15 protein-coding genes are annotated in these 24,580 nt (G+C 57.4%); 6 read left to right on the forward strand and 9 right to left on the reverse strand.

What is annotated here, in order from left to right; translation table 11 throughout:
• Window positions 1-391 precede the first annotated feature (391 nt).
• The 8 genes from tig to UB90_RS21340 form a co-directional block, all read right to left on the reverse strand.
• A complete protein-coding gene (tig, locus tag UB90_RS21305; protein WP_039983830.1) occupies window positions 392-1,723 on the reverse strand; it encodes a trigger factor in 1,332 nt (443 codons plus the stop codon).
• Window positions 1,724-2,020: 297 nt separating this feature from the next.
• Window positions 2,021-3,142, reverse strand: coding sequence for a porin (locus UB90_RS21310; protein WP_065324897.1), 1,122 nt, complete (start codon window positions 3,140-3,142; stop codon window positions 2,021-2,023).
• 418 nt (window positions 3,143-3,560) lie between these two features.
• Entirely contained in the window at window positions 3,561-3,956 is a 396-nt protein-coding gene (locus UB90_RS21315; protein WP_005608680.1) for a response regulator, read from the reverse strand.
• Window positions 3,953-6,211, reverse strand: coding sequence for a transporter substrate-binding domain-containing protein (locus UB90_RS21320; protein WP_227512172.1), 2,259 nt, complete (start codon window positions 6,209-6,211; stop codon window positions 3,953-3,955). Before UB90_RS21320 ends, UB90_RS21315 begins: the two co-directional genes overlap by 4 nt.
• Before the next feature lie 112 nt (window positions 6,212-6,323).
• Window positions 6,324-6,707 (reverse strand): response regulator, encoded by a 384-nt coding sequence (locus tag UB90_RS21325; RefSeq protein ID WP_005608684.1) that lies wholly within the window; start codon window positions 6,705-6,707, stop codon window positions 6,324-6,326.
• Window positions 6,708-6,721: 14 nt separating this feature from the next.
• Window positions 6,722-10,447, reverse strand: a complete 3,726-nt coding sequence (locus UB90_RS21330) for a chemotaxis protein CheB (protein ID WP_065324894.1) — start codon at window positions 10,445-10,447, stop codon at window positions 6,722-6,724.
• 655 nt (window positions 10,448-11,102) lie between these two features.
• Complete coding sequence (locus UB90_RS21335) at window positions 11,103-13,388, reverse strand: methyl-accepting chemotaxis protein (RefSeq protein ID WP_227512173.1); 2,286 nt, start codon at window positions 13,386-13,388, stop codon at window positions 11,103-11,105.
• Between the two features lie 438 nt (window positions 13,389-13,826).
• A complete protein-coding gene (locus UB90_RS21340) occupies window positions 13,827-16,616 on the reverse strand; it encodes a bifunctional aconitate hydratase 2/2-methylisocitrate dehydratase (protein WP_065324892.1) in 2,790 nt (929 codons plus the stop codon).
• Between the two features lie 248 nt (window positions 16,617-16,864).
• Between UB90_RS21340 and UB90_RS21345 the strand changes: the two genes are divergently transcribed.
• Window positions 16,865-17,374 (forward strand): Hint domain-containing protein, encoded by a 510-nt coding sequence (locus UB90_RS21345; protein ID WP_065324891.1) that lies wholly within the window; start codon window positions 16,865-16,867, stop codon window positions 17,372-17,374.
• Here the strand turns inward: UB90_RS21345 and UB90_RS21350 are convergent.
• Window positions 17,371-18,978: a bifunctional ADP-dependent NAD(P)H-hydrate dehydratase/NAD(P)H-hydrate epimerase gene (locus UB90_RS21350; RefSeq protein WP_065324890.1), complete on the reverse strand. Its 1,608-nt coding sequence runs from the start codon at window positions 18,976-18,978 to the stop codon at window positions 17,371-17,373. The genes UB90_RS21345 and UB90_RS21350 overlap by 4 nt on opposite strands.
• A gap of 167 nt (window positions 18,979-19,145) precedes the next feature.
• Between UB90_RS21350 and UB90_RS21355 the strand changes: the two genes are divergently transcribed.
• The 5 genes from UB90_RS21355 to UB90_RS21375 all read left to right on the forward strand — a co-directional run bounded on the left by UB90_RS21355 (window position 19,146) and on the right by UB90_RS21375 (window position 24,566).
• The gene (locus UB90_RS21355) at window positions 19,146-19,484 is read left to right on the forward strand and encodes a P-II family nitrogen regulator (protein ID WP_005635254.1); all 339 of its coding nucleotides are present in this window, start codon (window positions 19,146-19,148) and stop codon (window positions 19,482-19,484) included.
• Window positions 19,485-19,570: 86 nt separating this feature from the next.
• Window positions 19,571-20,977 carry a type I glutamate--ammonia ligase gene (gene glnA / locus UB90_RS21360; RefSeq protein WP_005635258.1) on the forward strand — a complete coding sequence of 469 codons (1,407 nt, stop codon included), beginning with the start codon at window positions 19,571-19,573 and terminating at the stop codon, window positions 20,975-20,977.
• A gap of 182 nt (window positions 20,978-21,159) precedes the next feature.
• Window positions 21,160-22,434: an Hsp70 family protein gene (locus UB90_RS21365; protein ID WP_065324889.1), complete on the forward strand. Its 1,275-nt coding sequence runs from the start codon at window positions 21,160-21,162 to the stop codon at window positions 22,432-22,434.
• A gap of 88 nt (window positions 22,435-22,522) precedes the next feature.
• A complete protein-coding gene (locus UB90_RS21370; protein WP_065324888.1) occupies window positions 22,523-23,332 on the forward strand; it encodes a lytic murein transglycosylase in 810 nt (269 codons plus the stop codon).
• A gap of 280 nt (window positions 23,333-23,612) precedes the next feature.
• The gene (locus UB90_RS21375; RefSeq protein WP_227512174.1) at window positions 23,613-24,566 is read left to right on the forward strand and encodes a hypothetical protein; all 954 of its coding nucleotides are present in this window, start codon (window positions 23,613-23,615) and stop codon (window positions 24,564-24,566) included.
• Window positions 24,567-24,580 lie beyond the last annotated feature (14 nt).

Raw genomic sequence — 24,580 nt, forward strand, 5'->3', positions numbered from 1 at the left:
CATTTGTCAACATGACCTAATGAAATTTTCGCGAGGAAAGTTGAAGCCCACAATGAGAAATATTTTGAGGGAAAAAATTTAATTTCTTCCCCGCAATCGTCATTCCCATGGACACCCCGCTTCTTTGAAAAGCAAAATCAGATCGCCAAAAAGTGGAGTGTTAATTTTTCCTTTCTACCATAGCCTTTAGGCGTTTTTCGTATTTCTGATGAAACAAGCGCAGCATTATTGATGGCGCCAGATTCCAAAGACGTATTGGCCTAAATCCATAATGCACGGGCATCTCTGAGCTGTCAAAATATTGACGCGCGAGATATTTTAGGTTGCGTATATCGCAATATAAAAAGGCCGCCCCGAGGGGCGGCCTTTCAAAACTTCAAAGGTGTGGAAGTTACTCTTCTTCCAGCGCCTCAACAGCTTTCTGCAGGTCCTCTTTGGACACTTCTTTTTCAGAAACTTTGGCCTGATCGAACACCAGATCGATGACTTTGTCTTCAAAGATCGGCGCGCGCAGTTGCTGTTGCATCTGAGCGTTTTGCTGAATGAATTCAAAGAACTGACGTTCCTGACCCGGATACTGGCGTGCTTGCTGCATGATCGCTTGGGTCATTTCCTGGTCGGTCACTTCGACTTCGGCTTTCTGACCCATCTCGGCCAGCAGCAGGCCAAGACGCACGCGGCGCTCGGCCAGCTTGTTGTGCTCGTCGGTCGGCTCGATTTCCGGGTGGTCGTGGCCCTGAACGTCCGGGTTTTCCTCGTGCCACAGCTGGTGTGCGATCTGCTTGGCTTCTGCCTCAACGAGGCTCGGCGGCAGGTCGAAGGAGACCAGCTCGGCCAGCGCATCAAGGGCGGCGCGCTTCATGACCTGACGAGCGGCACCTGCATATTCTGCTTCGAGACGCTCGGAGATCTGACCTTTCAGTTGGTCCAGATCTTCAGCGCCGAATTTCTTGGCCAGCTCGTCGTTGATCTCGGCCGCTTTGGGGGCTTTGACTTCTTTGACGGTGCAGGAGAACACGGCTTCTTTGCCCGCGAGGTGCTCTGCGCCATACTCTTCTGGGAAGGTCACGGTGACGTCTTTTTCTTCACCGGACTTCACACCGACCAGCTGCTCTTCAAAGCCGGGGATGAAGGAGTTGGAGCCCAGCGTCAGCGGGTAATCCTCGGCGGAACCGCCTTCGAACGCTTCGCCGTCCACTTTGCCGACAAAGTCGATCACAACCTGATCGCCATCCTCGGATACGGCACCCTCTTCGCGGGCTTCGAATTCCTGTGCGGAGGACGCGAGGTTTTCCAGCGCCTCGGTCACGGCTGCGTCTTCTGCTTTGACAATCAGCTTTTCCAGCTCAACACCGGACACGTCGACCTCAGGGATCGCGGGCAGTGCTTCATAGGACATCTCGACGTTGACGTCGTCGCCCTCTTTCCAGTCTTCGTTGGTCATTTTGACGTCGGGCTGCAGCGCCGGACGGTCGCCGGACTCTTCGAAGTGCTTGTTCATCGCACCATCGACAGCTTCCTGCATGACTTCGCCCATAAGGCGGGGACCGAACTGCTTTTTCAAAAGCGGCATCGGAACCTTGCCCTTGCGGAAGCCCTTCATCTCGATCTCGGGTTGCGCTTCGGCCAGTTTCGCGTTGACCTTCTCTTCCAGCTCGGTTGCCGGAATGGTGATCGCGTAGCCGCGCTTCAGACCTTCGTTCAGAGTTTCAGTGACCTGCATCATATTCCCCATAGAGATTCGGGGCGCGCGCGCAGGCTCCGCCCCCAGACAATTTGAGGCCTTCTATTGGCCTGCGCGTCGCGGTGCAAGGGGCATCAGCCTCGATCCGCTCAGGAAGCGCCTCAAAGGGGCTTTTTCACCCGATTTTCGCCCCTGAATGGCGGGTTTTGCCTCATTGGACATGCAAACGCCCCCCGGCCAGTGACCGGAGGGCGCAGCATTATGCGGATGACACAAGCACAAGTAGGTCACGAGGTATAAACCCCTCGCACCGGCATCGCCCGTATATTCTCTGGATCAGAACTTCCAGCGCGCACCAGCGAGGATGGCAGAGCCGTCCTGATAGTTGGTCGCTGAAGCATCGTCATAGGAATATTCGCGATACGCGATATAGGCCTCAAGGTTCTGCTTGTCGAACTTCTGAACCGCAGCAATGCCAAAGGATTCTGCGCTGTCGTTGGTGGAGACCAGATCCGAGCCGTCATAATAGTCGACGGAGAAGGAGGTGGAACCAACGGAGATCAGGTTGGCGGTGTAGCCCAGCTTCACATAGCCGTAGTTACCACCGGTGTCACGGTCACCGGTTGCAGCGCTCAGCGACAGACCAGTGGGTTCGTGCAGAACGGCGGCAGAGGCAATGGTGTCGCGGGTGTCTTCAGAGCCGCCCTTCTCGGTCCAGCTAACAGCCAGCGCACCGGCCACAGTGAAATCGCCAAGATCTTCGTTCATGTAGTTCAGGGCAATATCGTACTGCTGGGTGTCGGCATCGCGGGTCAGGATGTCCTCACCATAAGAGGCAGAGACGGTGAAGCCCGAGAATTCCGGCGAGTCATAGCGGATACGGCCTCGGCGCGAGCCGTCGAAGGTCGAGAAGACGTCGCCGATTTCGATACCGGTCAGGTTGCCTGCGGTGTCACGCAGGAAATACCCGCCTGCAGCATCCGCCACGGCGGAACCTGCAACTACACCGGTGCCCGAAAGGTCGATACCAGTGACACCATCAGCCGCCATGGAACCTTGACCGATAGAGAAGGTGCCGTAGCGCGGGGTGTGCCACTGCAGGTCGACGTGACGCAGATCGCTGCGGGTCCAGTCGGTGATGTCGCCCTGGCCGTTCTGGTTCACACCATCCGAGCCGCGCAGCGACAGAGAGGTTTCAAAACGGAACTTCAGGGTGTTCTCGCCAAAGGGCTGTTCCAGCCAGAAGCCAACGCGCGAACCAGAGTTGGCGTTGTCGACGAGGCGGTTGTAGTCTTCCTGACCGTCGTCATAACCCTGATAGGTCAAGTTGAGCTGGCCATACCAACGGAAGGAGCCACCATTGTCAGATGTGTAGGTGGGGCCCGCAACTGCGGGAGCGGCAAGGAGGGCTGACAGCGCAAGGGCGCTGGAGCCCACCGCAAGGGTTTTGGTGCTCATGATCATTCAAAGGTCAGCCGGACATCCTCCATCCCCGGACCCGACTGCCATCGGAGCTACCATGTAAGTTTTTTGATGAAAGGACTTGAAAGTAAGCGCAGGTGAACGGGTCAGTTCACATTTCGGAAGGCGCTGTAATAGCGGCATTATTCTGCTCACTCAGGCGAACCCCAAGGAATTCAGAGGATATTTTTCAACCCCCGAAATTAGATTTTTTCAACACTCTGCTATTCGCTCTGTGCAATGCTGCGCGCAAAATTCCGTGATCATTGTCGAATCAAGATGTCGATCCAGTACGGCTCAAGAGATGCGCGCATCCGTCACAGTATTGGGCGCGCACAGCAGGAAAACGTCCCCTCCAAGCCGTGGATGAGACGTCTTTATCGTGGTCTGTGATAGGGTTTGAAACGCGCGCGACTTAGCCCTGCTGGGTCATGGCCGCATGTTGCATCCAGCGGATCGAAGCCTCGATCGCGGTGCGCAGCATATCAAGCGACAGCCCGCGTTTGGTGAGATAGCGCGTGGCCCCCGCCTTCATCGCAGCCGCCGCCAGTTCTTCGCTGCCGCGGCCCGACAGAACAATCACCGGCACATAGGGATCGCGGGCCTTTAGCGCCGCAAGAACAGAGAGACCGTTGTTGTCAGCAAGGTGGTAGTCCAGCAGCACACAATCGGCGCGCCATTTCTCGAACCGCGCCACCCCTTCGCTGCCGCTGGGCGCCGTTTCAATCGAGCTCGACCGCAGTTGTTCACAAAAACGGCGCAGCATCTCGGTGTCTTCCGGGCTGTCGTCGATTATTAGAATCTTGGTCATTCTGCTTCCACCAGTCCTGCATGATCGACCACATCGCCCGCGCTCTCGCCCTTCGCATTGGGGAGCGAAAAGAAGAATGTGGTGCCCTGTCCGGGTACGCTTTCAAATGTGATCAGTTGGCCGTAACTCTCTACGATTTCCTTGGTAAAGGAAAGGCCCAGTCCACTTCCGGTTGCGCCGGGCAGCACGCGTTCTCCGGTATTCTGGCCACGGACCCCGGGCAGGAATATGCGCCCCTGATCCTCGGGCGCGATGCCGGTGCCGTTGTCGCGAATGTAGAACACATGCAAAAGGCCGCTGGCATCGGTGCTGCCCTCGCTCAGATACCCCACCTTCACCACTGGCGTGGAGGACTGATTATAAATCAAGCCATTGGCGATAAGGTTTTGAAACACAACCTTTGCCTTGGCGCGGCTTGCAAACACCATGGGCATGGCGGTTTCCACCTGCACCTCGCCGCCGGTGGCCTCCATCAGTTCCGAAAGGTCAGTGCAAATTTCATCGACCAGAACGCCTGTATCAATATCGGCGCGGTCGCTGCCCTTGCCCCGATGTTGCGCCGAGGCCAGCAGAGCAGAGATCGTGGCCTCCATCTGCGCGCAGAGTTGCTGAATTCTGCTGACTTCTTCAGGCAGGGCATGGGCTGCGCGCTCTTGCAGGGCCTGCACCTGCCAGTGAATACCCCGCAGCGGCTGTTTGAGATCATGGGATGCAATATCGGCAAAGCTGTCCAGTTCACGGTTCGAACGCTCCAGCTCATCCACCAGCACCTCAAGCTGGCGGGAGTGTTGCAGCAGCCGAGCCTGGCGTTCCTGCGCGCGGGAGCGCTGCAATTTTTGCCAGATGCCAAAACCCAGTGCCGTAAGCACCAGCACCAAGACCGCCGCCCCGACCAGCCTGAGGCGCATTGGCGTCCAGAACGGCGCGCGCCCAAACCATTTGGCCTGCAGGGCCTCATATTCCTCTGAGATCAGGTAGGCCGGGATCACCGCATTCAGCCGTTCACGGACCTCCCCCAGACCCAATCGCAGGGCCGGGCCGGATTCTGAGACATAAAACGGCTCTGTGCTGCTGCGGAACTTCTCCTCTTGGCCCTCGGCCTCCAGATGGGTCCAAAAGGCTCTTCCGGTTGTCAGCACCGCATCGGCCTGCCCCTGCAGGAGCAGGTTCATGATGCCATCTTTGCCATCCGCATAGACAATATCGAGCCACCCGTGGCGTTCTGCCAGCTGTGCTGCGTTCTTGCCGCTTTCGACGCCAACACGCAGCCCGACCAGATCGTCCAAGACCTGCGGCTCAAGCGATACCTCCCGCAGAGTAAATATGTTGAAGGGGACACGGTGCACCGGGAAGGTGAAATCCATCCGTTCCGCACGCGTAGGATTGACCGCCATCATCGGGATCAGATCCACTGAGCCCTCACGCGGGCCCTGCCCGAATTCCTCGTCCGTGATGCGCTGGTAGCGAATTTGCAACCCCGCCAGATCCACCAGATCTTCTAGCACCTCAATCCCAAAACCGCCGGGCGTGCCATCATCCCCGATCGACACAAATGGCGGCACATGATGAACACCAACGGTCAGCACATCTGGCACCGGTTCTGGGTTAGAAATAAGATACTTGATCCGCAGTTCTTCCAGCGTCCCGTTTTCTTCAAACTTCTGCAGAGCCCTATTGATCGGCTCCAGCAGTTCTGCGCGGCTTTCGTGCACAATAACCACACGGTCGATCCTGACCAAAGGATCACCGACATAGGCAATCCGACCATCGGTGCGCGTTGCACGGGTCAGGGCAAAAAGAACGTTGACCGGATAAGACAGAGCATCCACTTCGCCGCTCAGCAAAGTCACCAACGCAGCTTCCAAACCGGGTTGCTCGACCACGGTTGCGTCGGGAAACAGATCGGGATTGGAGGCAATTGTTGGCGGCACCGCAGCAATGCGAACGCCACTCAGATTGTTGGGGTCGAAATCATCGGCGTTTTCAACTGGAACGGCCAGCCGGACCTGAACCTCTGAAATCGTCTGTGACGCAAGGTTGGTCTCGCGAAACGCCGGGCCGTGCCCAACTCCAACCAGCATGTCAGTCTCGCCAGTCGCTTGCGCTGCGGCGATTTTGGGTATCGGCCCATAGAACTGGAACTCCAGTTCGAAGCCAACCTCCTCAGCCAATAGTCGTGCAAGTTCAATGGCGAACCCGGTAGGCTCCCCATCGTCCCCCATCATCGACAATGGAGGAACATTGCCCCAGGGCACTACAACTTTGTCATACTGAGGCTGGGCCTGAACAGGGAGCACCCAGAAAATGCTCGACACCCAAACGAATAAGAGGAGCAGCGCTTGTTTCAAACCACCCGCGCCCCGCATCTCAGAGCAGCTCGCCAAGAACCCCGCGCGTCACCGGCTTTTCGCAAAATCCATCGATGACCGGGTGGTCATCGGTGCGCTGCCGGTCGGCAGGGTTGATGGAGGATGAGCAAACGAACAGGCGGGCATGTCCCTTCAGTTCCGGATAGAGCGCATGATAGGCATCCGCAAACTGAAACCCATCCAACCGGGGCATGTTGATGTCGACAAATACGATATCCACCGGATCACGACCCGGCGTTTTCAGATACCGCAGCGCATCCTCGGCATAGACAAACTCAACCACCTCGGCATCCGGCGCAACCTTGCGCAGGTTGCGTTTGAAAAAATACCGATCCGCGTCGCAATCATCGATCAAAAGGATCTTAGGCTTTGAGGTGCTCATGTGCTCCGTCCGGCTCATGTTGCAGAGAGGGTAAAGCGGAAGCTTGCGCCCCCCGTTTCCGTGTCAGTCACCTCGATCGTGCCACCATGCATGGAAATGATCTTTTCGCACATTGCCAGACCAAGGCCGCTGCCTTCGATCTCTGATTCTACGTGCAGACGGGTAAAGAGTTCGAAAACACTGCCACGGTCTTTGGGTGCGATGCCGATACCGGTGTCGTCCACCCGCACGCCAACCTTGCCATCAGGGGCCGCGAAGGGCGCAATGGTAATGCGACAGGGGCGCGCCGGATCACGGTATTTGAGCGCATTGCTCAACAGGTTCTGCAACACCCGTGAAATCAGCTCCGGCGCACATAGGGCGGCTGGCAGCGGCTCAATCTGCACCTCTGCTTCCGCTTCGCTCACGAGGTGTTTGAGATCAGTAACACTGGCCTCTGCAAGACCGGTGAGTTCGCATGGCTCAAACTCCAAGGTGCGATCCTGCAAACGGGCGTAATCCAGAATGGCATCCACCCGCCCCTTCAGGCGGCGTGTGCCTTGGGTCAGGAACTCGACAAGCTCTTGGGCATCGGCGTCCAGCGTGTCGGGCAATTCTTCCAGCAACGCCTCAATGCTGCTCTCAACCGTGTTGAGCGGCTGTTTCAGATCATGCGCTGATATAAAGGCAAAACGGCGGATTTCATTGGCCCGCTTTTGAATGTCGTCCTCGCGTTCGCGCAGATCGGTGACGTTTTGATGCACGCCAATCATGCGCAACGGACGGTGATCAACGCTCCAATCCGTCACCTGCCCCCGGCTCTTGACCCAGATCACCCCGCCATCCTTGGTCAGATAGCGCACCTCGACCGAGAAAGGTACCTGTCCGCGCGAACGCACATGAACATCAAAAGCCTCATGAAACCGCGAGCGATCCTCGTCATGGATCAGGGCGAACCATGCTTCTGGCTTGGGGGCCAGCTCCCCGGCTGCAAAGCCCAAAAGCTCGACAAAACGGCGACTTATGTAGAGTTGTTCATCAGGGATATTCCAATCCCAATAGCCCGCCTCTTCGCTTTCCAGCACGCTGGCGAGGATTTCGCTCTGGCGCCGCGCTTCTTGCTCGAGCAGTTTGCTGTCGGTGATATCCAACAGTGTGATCACCACGCCATCAGACTCGCCACGCTGGCGAGTAAACCGGCGCACACGTGTTTGCACAAACCCACCATCGCGGCGGCGCAATTCGCGTTCTGTCTCTTCACCCTGATCGCGGGCAAGGCTCGCATCATCCACAAGAAGGCTTACCGCCTCGGGCAAGAGCGAGGTCGCAAAGCTCTCTAGCGGGCGGCCCACATCGCTGTGCTTGAGATCAAGATACCGGGTCACCCCGGCACTGAACCGCCGGATGCACATGTCATTGTCCAAGAGCAAAATCCCAAGCGCAGCCGTCTCAAGGAGGTTGTCGACATCCGCATTGACCTGCTCCAACTCGGCGATCCGCTCGATGTTTTCGGTATTCACCGTGTGCAGTTCTTCGTTGATGCTCTGGGTTTCTTCGTTGTTGGCCTGCAGTTCTTCGTTGGCGGCGATCAGCTCCTCGTTTGCGGTCTGCAGTTCCTCGTTCGAGGCACCAAGATCCTGCGCCGTCACCCCCAGCATTTCCTGCAGGGAGCGCACTTCGCCCTCAAGATGCTGGATATAGGCGCGGGTTTCTTCTCGGGGTTGCTCGCGATCAATATCAACATCGGTTTTCGGCAGGCTCTGTAGCGTTTGACGAATGAACAGCGCGATGGCAGAGGTATGCCCCTCCCACATGATCTTGCGCCCGGAAATCGAAACCGTGCGCACTTGATCCTCTTCAATCAGGCGCATGTCCGCCGCTTGGGCGGTGGTTTTATCCTCAGCGCCGCGCATCACCAGGGCCACAGAACTGCGCAACCTGTCATCGCAAAGCTCAAAGATATTGGTCGAAAAACCACTTTCGGGGATTTGCAGGATAGATTGCATATTCCCGAATGTTTTCAGCAATGTGGCCGTTGGGTCGACGATACATACGGAGGTCTGGCTGGCCTCCAGAGAGAACTGAAAGAGCGAGCTCAGATCATCCTGAAACGTATGCCCCGCCGACAGCATTCGACGCGCCCGCGGCAACATGCCAAGCGCAGGCAATTGCGCTGTTAGCTTGCCACGACCGATCCCCGATTGTGCAACACGTTTGTTTTTATAGATCCGCTCCTTCCCCATGAAGAAATCAAACCGAACCCCGTCGGTGCCCGGTGTCTCTGCCGCGCCCAAGAGCAGGTAACCGTCCATCCTGAGCGACATGGAGAAATTGACCATGACCTTGGCCTGAACATCAGGGCTGAGGTAAATCAACAGGTTACGGCAAACGATTAAATCGGTGCGCGTGTAGGGCGGATCAAGGGTGATGTCATGCACCGCAAAAACGATCTGCGCGCGGATTTTGGGCGCGATGGCAAAGGTGCCGGGATGATGCGTCACATAGCCCGCTTCACGATAAATGAGCGGAATCTCTTCAAGCGTGTGGTCCGGATAGATCCCCTGCTTTGCCGTGTTGACGGAGTTTTCGTTGACGTCCGTTGCATAGACGCGGAAATCTCGTTCGATCTTGTGATCATCCCGGAATTTCTGCAGCAACATCGCAAGCGTATAGGCCTCCTCCCCGGTGGAGCAGCCCACCGACCAGACCCGCAGGGGCGCAGTTGTGTCGCCTTCCTCAAACAGACGTTTGAGAACCCGCGTCTCCATAGCCTGCCAGACATGCAGATCGCGAAAGAAATTTGTCACACCGACCAGAAACTCCCGGTACAGAAGCTCCACTTCGCCGGGGTGTTCGCCGAGGTAATCCAAATAATCGCGGATTTTCGAGAGGCCCAAAAACCCCATCCGCCGCGCGATACGTCGCTTGAGGGTCGGTTCCTTATAAAGGGCAAAATCTATCTCTGCCTGTTTGCTGACCGTCTCTAAAATCAGCCGAAAGGTGTCCTGCGCGCCGACAAACATCTCGTCAACGTCAGAGATACCGTGGTTGCGCAGCTCAATGAACCTTGCGATTTCCTCAACGATATCATCTGGTTGAAGAACCTGATCCACCAATCCCGTACCAATCGCCTGACGGGGCATACCGTCAAACCCGCAGGTTGCAGGCTCCTGTGCGATCACCAGCCCTTCGCGATCCTTGATCGAGCGCAGCCCACGACTTCCGTCCGACCCCGTACCCGACAAAACCACCCCGATGGCCCGCTCGCCCACCGCCTCCGCCAACGACAAAAAGAAGATGTCGACAGGCAGGTTGAGCGCCGGTCTGGGTTGCGGTGACACCAACGAAAATCGAAGCCCCTCCACCTCTGCCTCGGTTATCGATGCTTCGGTATCTTGGATCACGGCACGCTCATCGACGTCGCCTTCGGTGCCCTGAATAACGATATTGGCGCCCGGCGGGATGACATAGATATGATGCGGCTCGACGCGCATATTATCTTCGACTTCGACCACCTTATGCTGAGTTTCGCGGCCAAGAATTTCAGTCATCAGCGATTTGTAATCCGGCGACAGATGCTGGATCACCACGAAGCTATGCGGGAAATTTGCCGGAACCCGCGAGAGCAATTGCTTAATCGCGTCAAGTCCCCCCGCAGAGGCCCCCACACCGACAATGTAGAATCTTTCATCTACCTTACCGATTTTGCGCTGAGGATCTTTGACCGCAGGCGTAAGCGGCGTGATGTTATTTTCTGTCATGGTCTACGTTGAACCGCCCGTCCAATTCTCGTTTGACTGAAACCAGCACTTACGAGCGCATGAAACGCTCTGGCCGGTGAATTCGAGCGTTCTGTTAACACTCCGGTGCCCCATAAGGTCCGCCAAAGATTAGCCTTTGTCACAACGCACGTCCAGCGTGCATCACCGTTGTTTATTGTGATGCCGATGCATTTCAAAAGCCCGCCAAGGACTGTCGCTTTTGCTGCGACTCGATTTCACGGTGAGCAAACCTCAGGCTTAGGCGATGTGAGGCGCCCTCTTTGAGGGAAGGTAAAGTACGGCTCCACATCGCCATGGTGTGCTATCCATTTTAACGTATATTATTCATAAGGTTATCGGAAATAGACATCTTGTCTTGATCGATAGGTCAGAAATAACTGGTCGCGCTTATCCGACATTTTCCTCGTCCGGGGCAGCGGGTATTGAATGCGTTTTTATGCTTCATCGATTTTTTTGGATTTTCAACCTGCGGCAATTACGCCACCCCGGAATGGCTTCTCTTTGGAAAACGGCCCCCCACTCCGCCGCCCACCGTTTCAAAGCGATCGTATTTCGCATCCACGCGACCGAAACCGACCTTTCCCATTGGAACGAAGTCAAATGGGAAAGGTCGGATGATAACGCTCAACACGCGCTAGAAGTCTGTCCATTTATCATTTGCGCGCATGGGTTCGGGCGCGGTGTCGTGGTCCTCTGCTGCGCTGCCCGGCTCTGCGTGCGCATCGATGATCTCACCATCATCCCAGCCGCCTGCATCCGTCGCTGAGACAGGTGCAGCGGACGCGGGAGCGGGCAGTGCTGGCGGCGCCTCGCCTTCGCCGGACTGGTTCTGGGTGCGGAAACGGCCAACAAATTCAGCCAAGCGATCCGAATCCTGACGCAGCGTATGCGCGGCGGCTGTGTTCTCCTCAACCATGGCCGCATTGGCTTGGGTCACCTGGTCCAGCTGAGACATGCCGATATTGATCTCTGTCAGCGCCGTGGATTGTTCCTGCGAAGACTTGGAGATCTCTTCGATCAGACCAGAAATATGTTTCACCTGATCCACAATCTGCGTGAGGGCATCGCCGGTCTTTCCCACCATCTGCACACCGCGCCCAACCTGCTGCCCGCTGGTTTCAATCAGGGCCTTGATCTCCAACGCGGCCTCAGAGGAGCGCTGCGCCAGGCCGCGCACCTCAGACGCCACCACGGCAAAGCCACGACCGGCCTCTCCTGCACGAGCGGCCTCAACCCCAGCATTGAGCGCCAAGAGGTTGGTTTGGAAGGAAATATCGTCAATCACGCCAATGATTTGGCTGATTTTTTGCGAAGATTCCTCAATACCGTTCATTGCATCGATGGTCTCTTGCACGATAGCGCCACTGCCCTCAGCCATGCCGCGCGCCTCGCGTACTGTATATTCGACGCTCATGACATTTTCATTGGCAGATTTCACGCTTGAGGTGACCTCTTCGAGCGCGGCGGCGGTCTGCTCCAGTGTCGCGGCCTGACTTTCTGTGCGCGAAGACAGATCATCTGCCGATGCGCTCACCTCGACGGCCCCTTTGGAGATGTTCTCAGCGATGTCACGCACGGATTCGATCACATCGCTCAGCTCAGTCATCGCGTCATTGATGCTGTAGCGCAGCTTTTTATGTTCAACCGGAAAGAACTCGAGGATTTTGTTGCGGAAGTCGCCTTTGGCGAGGTTCATCAGTGCCTTGCTCAGGGTGCGGACAACCATCTCGTTGCCTTCTTGGATCACCTTCTCGCGATCCTTGGCGGCAGCACCTTCCTGCAAGCGCTCTTGCAGATGCACGAGCGTTTTGGAAATGAAACCAACCTCGTCGCCTTGATCGCAGCCGGAAATGTCCTCGTTGTAGTTCTGATCCGCAAGCTCCTGCACATGGGCTGCAAGACGCTCCAGCCGTTTCACGACTCCGCGCACCGCGACATAGGACGCGATGACCACCAGTGCGAGGGTAATAGCCAGTTCTATCAATGCGTTACGTGTTGTTGCGTTGACCACGGCCATGGCCTCTGAACGGTCAATCTCAAACACCAGCCCCCACTGGGTGCCATTGGGAATGGACACGCTATCGGAAGCGGCAATAACAGTTTCGCCAAGAACACCGGTTGCTGGATCGAAGTAGCCCGCCTCACCAGACAGTGCGGTTGTGATTTGCTCGCGCGCAGGGAGTTGCTCATAGGCGGCAAACCCACCTTCCCGAGGTGATTCCGTCAGTGACAGCCCTTGTTCGTTCACCAGATAGACAAAACCGGTCTCTCCGAGTTGCTCGGACTGAGACAGAAGGCGCATGATGCCATCCAGTGGGAATTGCACCGCCAACACGCCCAGCATCTCGCCATTTTCAAAAACCGGGGTCGACATGAACATCGCCTGAGCGCCCGCGCTGGGAGCATATGGCGCAAGCGAGGTCATGTAGAACTCACCAGCTTCCAAGCTGCGCCCTTTGCGAAAAACCTCACCCAGCCCGCTGTCCTTGTATTTTCCAGTCTCAAAATTCAGGCCAAAATCATCTTCTTTGAAGACCGAGTAGATCAGGTTGCCCTCAAGATCGAAGAGGAACAAATCGTAATAGCCGTGCGCGCGCAGATGAGACCGCAGCCCCACGTGATGGCGCTGATGCGATTGGGTCCAAGTGGAGCCATCTTTTGCAGAGACCAACTCATCCTTCTTGCCCAACGGGTTGGGGTTATCAGAAATATAGAGATTGCGCAGTGCCTCGGCCGGGTCGCCCTCGAACTCTTGCCAGGCGCGTGAAAAATCCGCTGTGGCGGCCTGAATGGCATAGCTGCTGGAGAGCGCAGTCACCTCGGCCTTGATCTCCTCAAGCCACCATTCCAACGCATTTTTGCGGCCCGACACAAAACCGGAGTATGCAGTCTTAAGCTGCTTATCAACCGTGGTACTCATCTGCGATAGCTGCATCGCCCCAGAAGCCAGAACAATTACCACCACTGGCAAAGCGATCAAAATTGGCAGCTTCAAGCCAAGCTTGAGATTACTCAAACGCAACATTCTTGGTCCCTCGTTATCAACCCGCCCAAGACAGCAAAACAGAGCGGCACACCTAACTTTCGCTCAAAAACTAAGCGGAAATGCCTTTAGACTTCATGAATCCATCGATATCCCGCCATTTAACGGCAGCATATCGGTATATTTACGATTACAGCAGAGACTTTCACATATCGAACAATTTTCGCTCGATTTCGTTCTTGAACCGCAGATCGGTTTCGGGTGGTGGCAAAATGCAAAACGGGCGGCTTACTGAGGAAGCCGCCCATCTCTTATTTTATTTTGCACCAACAGGGGTGCAGCGGGGCATAGATCTGTACCGCTGCGGGATGCGTCTTAGAAATGCGCTGAGCGCGTGCCTGCCGGTTTCTCTACGGGAGGCGCAAATTTGGTCAGGTCGATGCCCTCCACAGCGGTTTTATATTCCTCGATGGTGGGTGTGCGGCCCAGGATGGCCGAGAGCACCACAACCGGGGTCGAGGCCAGAAGGCTCTCGCCTTTCTTTTCCGCGGCGTCTTCTACGACCCGGCCCTGGAACAGGCGGGTTGAGGTGGCCAGAACGGTGTCGCCCTTGGCAGCCTTTTCCTGGTTGCCCATGCAGAGGTTACAGCCCGGACGCTCCAGATAGAGGATGTTTTCATACTCGGTCCGCGCCTGCGCTTTGGGGAACAAATCGTCGAACTCAAAGCCCGAATACTTCTGCAGGATTTCCCAATCGCCCTCGGCTTTCATCTCGTCGATGATGTTGTAGGTCGGCGCTGCCACCACCAGCGGGGCTTTGAACTCCACCTTGCCGTTGGCTTTCTCAAGGTTCTTGAGCATCTGAGCCACGATCTTCATGTCGCCCTTATGCACCATGCAGGAGCCCACAAAGCCCAGATCCACCTTTTTCTCCGCCTTATAGAAAGAGATCGGACGGATGGTGTCATGGGTGTAGCGCTTGGAGACGTCCTCGTTGTTGACGTCCGGGTCCGCGATCATCGGCTCGTCGATCAGATCAAGGTCAACCACCACTTCTGCAAAATACTTGGCGCTATCGTCCGGCGACAGGGCCGGTTTCTCGCCAGAGCGGATTTCGGCAATGCGCTTGTCGGCCTTGTCGATCAGACCCTGCAAGGTGCCGGCCTCATTCTCCATGCCCTTGTCGATCATAATCTGGATACGGCTCTTGGCGAGTTCCAGCGAACCGATCAGGGTGTCGTCATTGGAGATACAGATCGACGCCTTGGCCTTCATCTCTGCGGTCCAGTCGGTGAAGGTGAACGCCTGATCCGCCAGCAGCGTGCCGATGTGGACCTCTATGATGCGGCCTTGGAACACGTTGTCGCCGTGCTGTTTCAGCATCTGCGCCTGCGTGGCGTGCACCACATCGCGGAAGTCCATGTGATCGGCCATTTTACCCTTGAAGGTCACCTTGACCGACTCGGGGATCGGCATGGTCGCCTCACCGGTTGCCAGCGCCAGCGCCACGGTGCCGGAGTCCGCCCCAAAGGCCACGCCTTTGGACATACGGGTGTGGCTGTCGCCGCCAATGATGATGTCCCAGTCATCCACGGTGATGTCGTTGAGCACCTTGTGGATCACGTCGGTCATCGCGTGATATTCGCCCTTGGGGTCACGCGCTGTAATCAGGCCAAAGTTGTTCATGAACTGCATCAGGCGCGGAATATTGGCCTGTGCCTTCTTGTCCCAGACCGACGCGGTGTGACAGCCGGACTGATAGGCCCCATCCACGGTTGGCGAGATCACGGTGGCCGCCATGGCCTCCAGCTCTTGCGACGTCATCAGGCCAGTGGTGTCCTGAGAGCCGACGATGTTGACCTTCACGCGCACGTCAGAGCCCGCATGCAGGGTCTTGCCGGGCGTGCTGCCCACCGCATTACGGTTAAAGATTTTCTCAACCGCAGTCAGGCCTTGGCCCTCATGGCTGACTTCTTTGGCCGGTGCAAAGACCAGCGGTGCCTCGATGCCGAGGGTTTCAGCCGCAAATGTCTGCAACTTCTTGCCAAAGACGATGGCATAAGAGCTACCCGCCTTCATGAATTCGACCTTCTGCGGAGTAAACGCAGAGGAGACATCCACCAGTTCTTTGCCGTCTTCGTCCAAGAGCATCTTGTTCTTGGTGTCGATTTTCAAAACGGTGCCGGTTTCAACCGAATACTTCTGCTCCAGCACCGGGTTGCCGTCATTGTTGAGGATCGCCTTGCCGTCGCTGTCGACCTTCTTGACCCAGTTCTTGAGGTCGAGACCAATGCCGCCGGTCACGCCCACGGTGGTGAGGAAGATTGGCGAAATGCCATTGGTGCCCGCAACCACGGGCGCAAAGTTCACAAACGGCACATAGGGGCTGGCTTGTTTGCCGGTCCAGAGTGCCACGTTGTTCACGCCGGACATACGGGACGAGCCCACGCCCATGGTGCCTTTTTCCGCGATCAGCATCACACGCTTGTCGGGGTGCTGCAGTTTCAGCGCCTCGATTTCCTTTTGCGCCGCCTCAGAAATCATGCATTTGCCGTGCAATTCACGGTCCGAGCGCGAGTGCGCCTGATTGCCGGGGGACAGAAGGTCGGTAGAGATATCGCCTTCGGCCGCGATATAGGTCACGACCTTGATTTCTTCATCGACGTCGGGAAGCTTGGTAAAGAACTCAGCCTTTGCGTAGCTTTCAAGGATCTCACGCGCGATCGCGTTGCCGGCCTTGAACGCCGCCTCAAGCCGGTCGGTGTCCGCCTCATAAAGGAAGACTTGTGTCTTCAGCACATCCGCCGCCTGCGCCGCGATGGCTGCATCATCACCAAGCGCCAGATCCAGCAGCACCTCAACCGAGGGGCCTCCTTTCATGTGCGACAGCAGCTCAAACGCAAACTCGGGCGTGATCTCCGCCACCTCGACCTCGCCGAGAATGATCTCCTTAAGGAAGGCAGCCTTCACCCCTGCTGCACTCGTTGTGCCGGGCAAGGTGTTGTAGATAAAGAACTTCAGAGAGTCTTCACGATGCTCGCTGCCAGAGTCCCTGATCTGCGAAATCAGCTCCGCAACCAGCGCGCCATCGTCAATGGGTTTGGGGTGCAACCCTTCGCCCTTACGCGTTTCGATCTCTTTTAGGTAGTCTGTGTACAAGCTCATGACGGTCCCGACGATTCTGTGTAAGAAAAAGCCTGAAACGGGTTCGCAAACACTCTTGGCGAGCCGCGTCAAGCTTGCTGTATGCGGCAGTATACCAATGCAGAATGACTTGCAAGACGTTCCGACATGCATGGTTTACTCGCGCAGAGTTTACCATACCCGCGCCAAGATGCACCTCATCTGCGACGTTCTTTCGCCATATTTATGGCTCAGGTGATGAAAGATGCATCGCGACCGGAGGTCCACCCATGTCATATGCCAAATTGCAGTCTCCTCTCGGAGGGTCTGATCTGGGCATGCCTTCTGGTCTGCGCCCACTCAGCGGCGTTGAGGCGACGGCAGAGGTGTTGACGCGCAAGGGTTATAAGGCCGCAGCCCAATTGAGCAGCTGCGACGATGTCATAACCCGCGACAAGGGTATCCTGTCGATCCGCGACATCACACGCCGCACGGAGCGTAGCCGCATGGTACGCTTTGCCGCCGAAGCCCTGGGAACGGATCGCCCGGAACAGGATCTGGTGCTGCCCGCTCGCCAGTTGGTGCTTGTGCGGGACTGGCGTGCAGAGGCGCTCTTTGGCCGCCACGAGGCATATGTGCAGGCCGCAGCCTTGATCGACGATCAATACATCACTGATGATGGCATGCATCAGATCAACTGCGTGCAGATCTGGCTGGAGGCACCTTCTGTCCTCTATGTACGCGGTATGGAGGTGCTCTCAGCGCATGGGTTCGACGCGGCCCTGCAGCCGCAGGCTTAGATCCCCAGATCGCTGAACACCTTCGGCAGTTGCTCTGGCAAATCCTCCGCAATCAGTCCCGCGCCAAAGCTGCGCGCACATCCCACATGCAACCACGCAGCCGTCGCGGCGGCCTCATGAGGGGCAACCCCACGCGCCAACAGTCCGGTGATAAACCCCGCCAGAACATCCCCCGCCCCAGCCGTTGCAAGCCACGGAGCTGATCGGTCGTAGATTGCCGCCGAGACCGAACAGGCTCCGTCAGGCTCCGCGATAACCGTATCCGCACCTTTGAACAAAACCGTTGCTCCCGCCCGGCGCGCCGCCTCACGGGTCGCGTCGAGCTTGGAATAGGCCGGACCGCAGAGGGCAGGTTCCGCCAATCGCTGGGCAATATCAGGAAACAAACGCGCGAACTCTCCGCCATGCGGGGTCAGCACGCACTTGTTGTGCAGCATATCAAACAGCGCCTGAGGGTCGTCTCCAAACGCCGAGAGCGCGTCCGCATCCAGAACCACCGCGCGTTCATGATTTTGCAGCGCGATTGGAACCAACTCACGCGCGCGCTCCTGCCCAAGGCCCGGACCAAGACACACCGCATTGATACGATCGTCCGAAAGGATCTCCCTCAGTGCCCCAGCCTCCCCGACGCGTTGCAGCATCAAGGCGGTGATCTGGCACGCAACCTCCATCTGTACCGAAGGCGGAACCCCCAGCGTGACCAGCCCCGCGCCAATCCGCAGCGCGCCCCGCGCCGCCAACCGCGCCGCCCCAGTGCGCCCTGCCCCACCCGATAAGATCAGCGCATGACCGTGGGTGAATTTATGCGCCCCCTGTCCCTTCGCCAGCACACCCGCATCGGGCGCATCCCTCCAGACCGGGCGCGATTGGCCTCCCACCTCCGCAGTGGGCGCCAACCCGATGTCCTTGATCACAACCGAACCGCAATACTCTGGCCCATCTGCCAAGACATGCCCGCATTTCCTTCTGTGAAAGGTGACCGTCAGATCCGCCTGAACGGCACCTTCTCCAATCACCCGCCCGCTATCACTACAAAGTCCCGAGGGCAGATCAATCGCCACCACCTGATGCGTATGCCCCACCGCAGGCTCCGCATCCAACGCGACGAGCGGCAGATCCACCGCACGCGTCAACCCTGTGCCAAAGAGCGCATCCACCACCAGATCCGTCAACAGCCAGATCTGATCCCCCTCAAATGTCACCGTGGATAAAGCCTGAACCGCCCCCAACTCACACCAGCGCTGGTAATTCACCTTGGCATCTGCTGGCAGTTTCGCCGCGTCACCATAGAGGAACACCTTCACCGCCCAGCCGCGCTCTTTCAGCAGCCGCGCCACCACGAACCCGTCGCCGCCATTGTTGCCCGGCCCGCAGAGAACGGCCGCCCGCTTCAGCTTTTCAGAAATATCCCGGGGGACGGCCGCAGGCCGGGGGGCAGCGCCCCCTGCGACAGATCCTACGGAAAACTCAGGCCATTTATCACATATGGCCTCAACCACCCCGCGCCCGGCGCGCTCCATCAATTCCAGACCGCTCACTGCACCGCTCTTAATCGCAGCCTGTTCAATCGCGCGCATCTGTTCTGCGGTCAGTACTTCGGTCATCTCACCCCTCCGTTTCACATATGCACATATTTTAAGCGCACCGCTTAAATTTTAAGCGCACCCGCCGAAATCTGCTGGTTCCGGTGGCATCTGCTTCGGCTTACGCATTGTGGCCATCACTTGAAGATGATCTGACCACATTCGACAAGGTTGCGAGGAGCCCGGACATGAAAAAGATCGAAGCCATCATCAAGCCGTTCAAGCTCGACGAGGTGAAAGAAGCGCTGCAGGACGTCGGCGTTCAAGGTCTCTCTGTCATCGAAGTAAAGGGCTTTGGTCGCCAAAAAGGCCACACGGAACTCTATCGTGGTGCGGAATATGTCGTAGACTTTCTGCCCAAGGTAAAGATCGAGGTGGTTCTGGACGACGATCAAGTCGACGCCGCCATTGAGGCCATCGTTGCCGCAGCCAAGACCGACAAGATCGGCGACGGCAAGATCTTTGTCAGCCCGATTGAACAGGCGATCCGCATCCGGACCGGCGAATCCGGTTCCGACGCGCTCTGATCATCTGCCTTTCGCCCGGATCTGCGGCGAAAGGCACATACGAACATCCCGAAATACCCAAGTTTCTCACGGAGGAATAACTTCAAATGAGCAAAGACGCAGTTCTCAAGCTGATCAAGGATGAAGAGGCAGAATATGTCGACATCCGTTTCACCGACCCGCGTGGCAAACTGCAGCACGTCACTCTGATCTCAGATCAGATTGATGAGGACTTCCTTGAGGAAGGCTTCATGTTCGACGGCTCTTCCATCGCAGGCTGGAAATCCATTGAAGCCTCCGACATGAAGCTGATCCCGGACACCGAGTCCGCCTATGTGGATCCCTTCTACGCGGAAAAAACCATCTGCATTCACTGCTCCGTGGTTGAGCCCGACACCGGCGAAGCCTATGAGCGCGACCCGCGTGGCACTGCCGAAAAAGCCGAAGCTTACCTCAAGTCTTCCGGCATCGGTGATGTGGCCTATATGGGTCCTGAGGCGGAATTCTTCCTCTTTGACGATGTGCGGTTCTCCAACACCATCAACAAAGTCTCCTACGAGGTCGATGCAACCGACGCCTCCTGGAACTCTGATGCCGAATATGAAACCGGCAACATGGGTCACCGTCCGGGCGTCAAAGGTGGCTACTTCCCGGTAAACCCGATTGACGAAGCACAAGACCTGCGCTCCGAGATGCTCTCCACCATGAAGCGTCTGGGCATGAAAGTGGACAAGCACCACCACGAGGTTGCGTCCTGCCAGCACGAGCTGGGTCTGATCTTTGACAGCCTGACCAAACAGGCCGACGAGCTGCAGAAATACAAATACGTGATCCACAATGTGGCCCACGCCTACGGCAAATCCGCAACCTTCATGCCCAAGCCCATCGCAGGCGACAACGGCACCGGCATGCACGTCAACATGTCGATCTGGAAAGACGGCAAGCCGCTCTTTGCAGGTGACAAATACGCGGATCTCTCCGACGAGGCCCTGTGGTTCATCGGCGGTATCCTGAAGCACGCCAAAACGCTCAATGCCTTCACCAACCCGTCCACCAACTCCTACAAGCGTCTGATCCCGGGCTTTGAAGCCCCCGTTCTGCGCGCGTACTCCGCCCGTAACCGCTCTGGCTGCGTGCGTATTCCGTGGACCGAATCCCCGAAGGCAAAGCGCGTCGAAGCCCGCTTTCCCGATCCGGCGGCAAACCCCTATCTGGCGTTTGCAGCCCTGCTGATGGCCGGTCTGGACGGCATCAAGAACAAGATCGATCCCGGCGAAGCCATGGACAAGAACCTCTACGATCTGCCCGCAGAGGAACTGGCTGGCATCCCGACCGTCTGTGGCTCCCTGCGCGAAGCGCTGGAATGCCTCGCGGCGGATCACGACTTCCTGTTGCAAGGCGATGTGTTCACCAAAGACCAGATCGAAGGCTATATCGCCCTCAAGATGGACGAAGTGGAAACCTACGAACACACCCCGCATCCGGTTGAATATCAGATGTACTACAGCTGCTGATCCGGCTGACATAGTGATCGAGAGAGCGCCCCAAACCGGGGCGCTCTTTTCATTTTGAGGGACGGGCTGCACCCACGGATCGCACGCCGGGCTATGTGCTTCGTCAAATCATCAATTGACGGTTGAGACGCCTCGACCCTTGCTGTAGGTCTGCGCGCCTTGACCATCGCGAGGCCCGGCAGATGACTGAGACAAATCCAAACAGCACAACGCGCCCCCATACGTTGGGGATCGACTTTGGCACCTCCAACTCCGCCGCAGGACTGGCCGTTGCAGGGCGTCCGTGGCTGGTGGAACTGGAGCCGGGAGAAACCACTCTGCCCACCGCCGTATTCTTTGACAGCGACACCAAGACACGCCGGATCGGACGCAGCGCCACCCGCGCCCTGATTGAGGGCGACGAGGGCCGGTTCATGCGTGCGCTGAAGAGCCTGCTGGGCACCTCGCTCCTTTATGAAAAGCGCCGCTTGGGCGGTGAGATGATGGATTTCTCCGATGTCATCGCGCATTTCCTGCGCGAGGTGAAAACCCGCGCCGAGACGGCAACACGACTGGAGTTCACCCATGCGCTTTCGGGGCGGCCGGTAAAATTTCACTCCAAGGACGAGGCCCGCAATGCCCGCGCCGAAGAAGACCTGCGCCATTGTTATCAAAAGGCCGGGTTTCAGGATGTGGAATTCATGTATGAACCCGAAGCCGCCCTGCGCGCCGCGCGTCCGCATCCGGGCATCGGTCTTGTGGTGGATATCGGCGGTGGTACATCGGATTTCACCTGCTTTGAGCAGGACGACAGCGGCGGCACCCGTATCCTAGCGAGCCATGGCCTGCGTCTGGGCGGCACCGATTTTGACCGCCAGATTAGCATTGACCACGTGATGCCGCATCTGGGGCGTGGTGCGATGATCCGTAACAGCTTTGGCGGGGGCAGCCTGCCAGCGCCCAACCGGATCTTCAATGATCTTGCCACATGGCAGATGATCCCCTTCCTCTATGGGCCCGACACCCGCCGCGCGGCGCGCGATCTGGCGCAGAACGCCGAAGATCCCAGCGGCCTGAACCGTCTGCTGCAAGTGCTGGAGGATGAGCTGGGCCATGATCTGGCCTTTGCGACTGAGGCCGGGAAGATCCGCGCCAATGGCGCCACCGAGGAGACCGCGCAGATCGATTTGCGCATTGTCGAGCCAGGGCTTTCCGCCGCCCTGCCCCGCGCCGCACTCGAACAGTCGCTGGCGCAGATGGTGCAGGACATTCAGGATGAGGCCGCCGAGACCCTGCGTCTGGCCGGCGTGTCCCCTAGCAACGTCAACCGCTGCGTCATGGTGGGCGGGTCTGCGTTGCTGATGGCGGTCCGCGCAGCACTTCAGGATCTCTGCCCCACCGCATTGATCGAGACAGAGCGCGCAATGACGGCTGTGGCCGACGGGCTGGCGCTGGCTGCGCAAGATGCTGCCTTCTAAACAAAGCTCCCCGCAAATAAAGGGTGAAAGCCCCGCCTTTGCCACGTAAGTTCGCTTTAGACATCCGTCATTTTCAGAGGGTTCTTTTATGCTGTCTTCCCGTCTCGCGGCCTTTGGCCTTGCCGCCAGCCTCGCCATCGCAACACCCATCGCCGGTCTTGCGGCCAGCTGCGGCAATACGTCAGCGGGGTTTGAAGCGTGGAAAGCGGATTTTGCCCGCACCGCCAAACGCGCGGGCGTTCGTCAGGCGGGGCTCAATGCGCTGGCGCAGACGCACTATGCCACCGGCACCATCGCCGCCGACCGCAACCAAAAGAGCTTTCGCTATAGTCTGGAAAAATTCATGCAGGTGCGCGGGGCCACGACCATCGTCGCACAAGGGCGCAAGCATAAGGCCCGCAATGCCGAGTTTTTTGCAGCCCTGGAACGCAAATATGGCGTGCCTGCCGGGTTGCTCATTGCCATTCACGGCATGGAAACCGCCTTTGGCAACTATATGGGCGACAGTCAGGTGGTCTCGTCCATCGTGACCCTGACTTATGATTGCCGCCGCTCAAAGTTCTTTGAACCTCACGCGATTGGCGCGCTGAAACTGGTGGATCAGGGCGCGATCAGCATGGCAACCAAAGGCGCCAAGCACGGCGAGCTGGGGCATACGCAGTTCCTGCCCGGCAATGCGCTAGAATATGGTCAGGACTGGAACGGTGACGGGCGGGTTGATTTCTACAATATGGGCGATGCGCTTGCCTCAACCGCAAACTTCCTGCGTCAAAAGGGCTGGAGACCCGGCAAAGGCTACCAACAAGGCGAACCCAACTACAAAGTTCTGAAACAATGGAACGCCGCTACCGTTTACCAACAGTCTCTCGCCATCATGGGACGCCAGATCGACGGCTGAGATTGTTCACCGCTGGGCGTTAAGAACAATCAACAGCAAGGTCGTCAGATTGTAAGGGCTTGGGCATCAATGTGGCTGGGAGCCGTCAATTTCCTGCCGCATTTCCCGTACCTCATGAAAACACCACAAAATAAACCATTGTTTTGAAACAACTTACACCGTCCGCCTCCTCCGATATGGGATTCTGATTTTACGCCAAATTAACTGTCGAACGCGCCCAATTTTCTACGTTTTCGGAGTCTACCTTTGTTGGTGAACACAACCGATGGAGGATTTCACGGTGCTCGATCAGACTACACAGAATGTGTCGGCTTCGGCCTATCGCGGCAAACTCGGCTTTGGCGAGCGTGACGAGACGGCACTGTCCAAGGCTTCGGTACTTGTGGTTCAAACACTCGAAGAATTTGGTCACGAGGTGGAACAGTTTCACACCAAACGCGCGCATCGCGTCCGTCTGGAATGTGACCACTATATCGTCGACATTCGCCACCGCCGCAGCCCGCACCCCATGCGTCAAAGCGATGGTGCCCCCTGCCGCAGTCATCTGGATCTGATCTTTACCCCGCGCTTTCCCGAACATGTGGACGCGGAACTGACCGAGATGATCCTCGCACGCGCCATGCAGGCGTTGCTTGCGGATCTGGAGGCCACCACGGTCGAATGGCTCGATACCGGCATCATGCTGGAGCGCGAGGCCTTCTTGTCCGCCTTTGCCCCGGAACCTGTGGCTGAAATGGATATCGCCTGTGATATTCAACTGCCCGTTGATGATCAGAGCGCAACGCCGGTTGGTGCGGTGCAGTATATTGCGCAGCCGATTGCCGCCTTTGACAGTTATGCCGCACGCGATGCTTGCGAGGATGTTGTGCAAACGCCAGAGACTTGCCCACGCGGGGCCGCTCGTTTTGCACCGGTTGATGAGACCTTTGGCAGCCTGACCGTAGCCTGTGACCGCGTGATCGAGCGACGTGCCCCGGCAAAGCAAAGCGATCTCTCTGCCGCTTGCCGCAAAGTGTCCGGCGTCCTGTCTTTCAAGAATTGCAATCCCAACACAGCAAGCGCATGGGTGCTGACCGCGATCATGGCGATCTTTTCCCTGCCGATCGGGATCACTGCGGCTGCGGTGAATTTGATCCGGGGCGGCGATATGCGCTTTAGCGTGCAGATGATGGCTGTGCTTGCAGCGCTGATGTTTCTGGAATCTTCTGTTCTGCTCAATGCTGCGGTGAACTAAACACCCATTACAAC

The organism is Tritonibacter mobilis (assembly GCF_001681715.1).
GTDB classification, from domain to species: Bacteria; Pseudomonadota; Alphaproteobacteria; order Rhodobacterales; family Rhodobacteraceae; genus Epibacterium; species Epibacterium mobile.

Excerpts from the sequence above, each read along its gene's own strand:
- tig (WP_039983830.1), bottom strand. The coding sequence starts at position 1,723 with ATGCAGGTCACTGAAACTCTGAACGAAGGTCTGAAGCGCGGCTACGCG.
- UB90_RS21310 (WP_065324897.1), bottom strand. The coding sequence starts at position 3,142 with ATGAGCACCAAAACCCTTGCGGTGGGCTCCAGCGCCCTTGCGCTGTCA.
- UB90_RS21315 (WP_005608680.1), bottom strand. The coding sequence starts at position 3,956 with ATGACCAAGATTCTAATAATCGACGACAGCCCGGAAGACACCGAGATG.
- UB90_RS21325 (WP_005608684.1), bottom strand. The coding sequence starts at position 6,707 with ATGAGCACCTCAAAGCCTAAGATCCTTTTGATCGATGATTGCGACGCG.
- UB90_RS21330 (WP_065324894.1), bottom strand. The coding sequence starts at position 10,447 with ATGACAGAAAATAACATCACGCCGCTTACGCCTGCGGTCAAAGATCCT.
- UB90_RS21335 (WP_227512173.1), bottom strand. The coding sequence starts at position 13,388 with ATGAGTACCACGGTTGATAAGCAGCTTAAGACTGCATACTCCGGTTTT.
- UB90_RS21340 (WP_065324892.1), bottom strand. The coding sequence starts at position 16,616 with ATGAGCTTGTACACAGACTACCTAAAAGAGATCGAAACGCGTAAGGGC.
- UB90_RS21345 (WP_065324891.1), top strand. The coding sequence starts at position 16,865 with ATGTCATATGCCAAATTGCAGTCTCCTCTCGGAGGGTCTGATCTGGGC.
- UB90_RS21350 (WP_065324890.1), bottom strand. The coding sequence starts at position 18,978 with ATGACCGAAGTACTGACCGCAGAACAGATGCGCGCGATTGAACAGGCT.
- UB90_RS21355 (WP_005635254.1), top strand. The coding sequence starts at position 19,146 with ATGAAAAAGATCGAAGCCATCATCAAGCCGTTCAAGCTCGACGAGGTG.
- glnA (WP_005635258.1), top strand. The coding sequence starts at position 19,571 with ATGAGCAAAGACGCAGTTCTCAAGCTGATCAAGGATGAAGAGGCAGAA.
- UB90_RS21365 (WP_065324889.1), top strand. The coding sequence starts at position 21,160 with ATGACTGAGACAAATCCAAACAGCACAACGCGCCCCCATACGTTGGGG.
- UB90_RS21370 (WP_065324888.1), top strand. The coding sequence starts at position 22,523 with ATGCTGTCTTCCCGTCTCGCGGCCTTTGGCCTTGCCGCCAGCCTCGCC.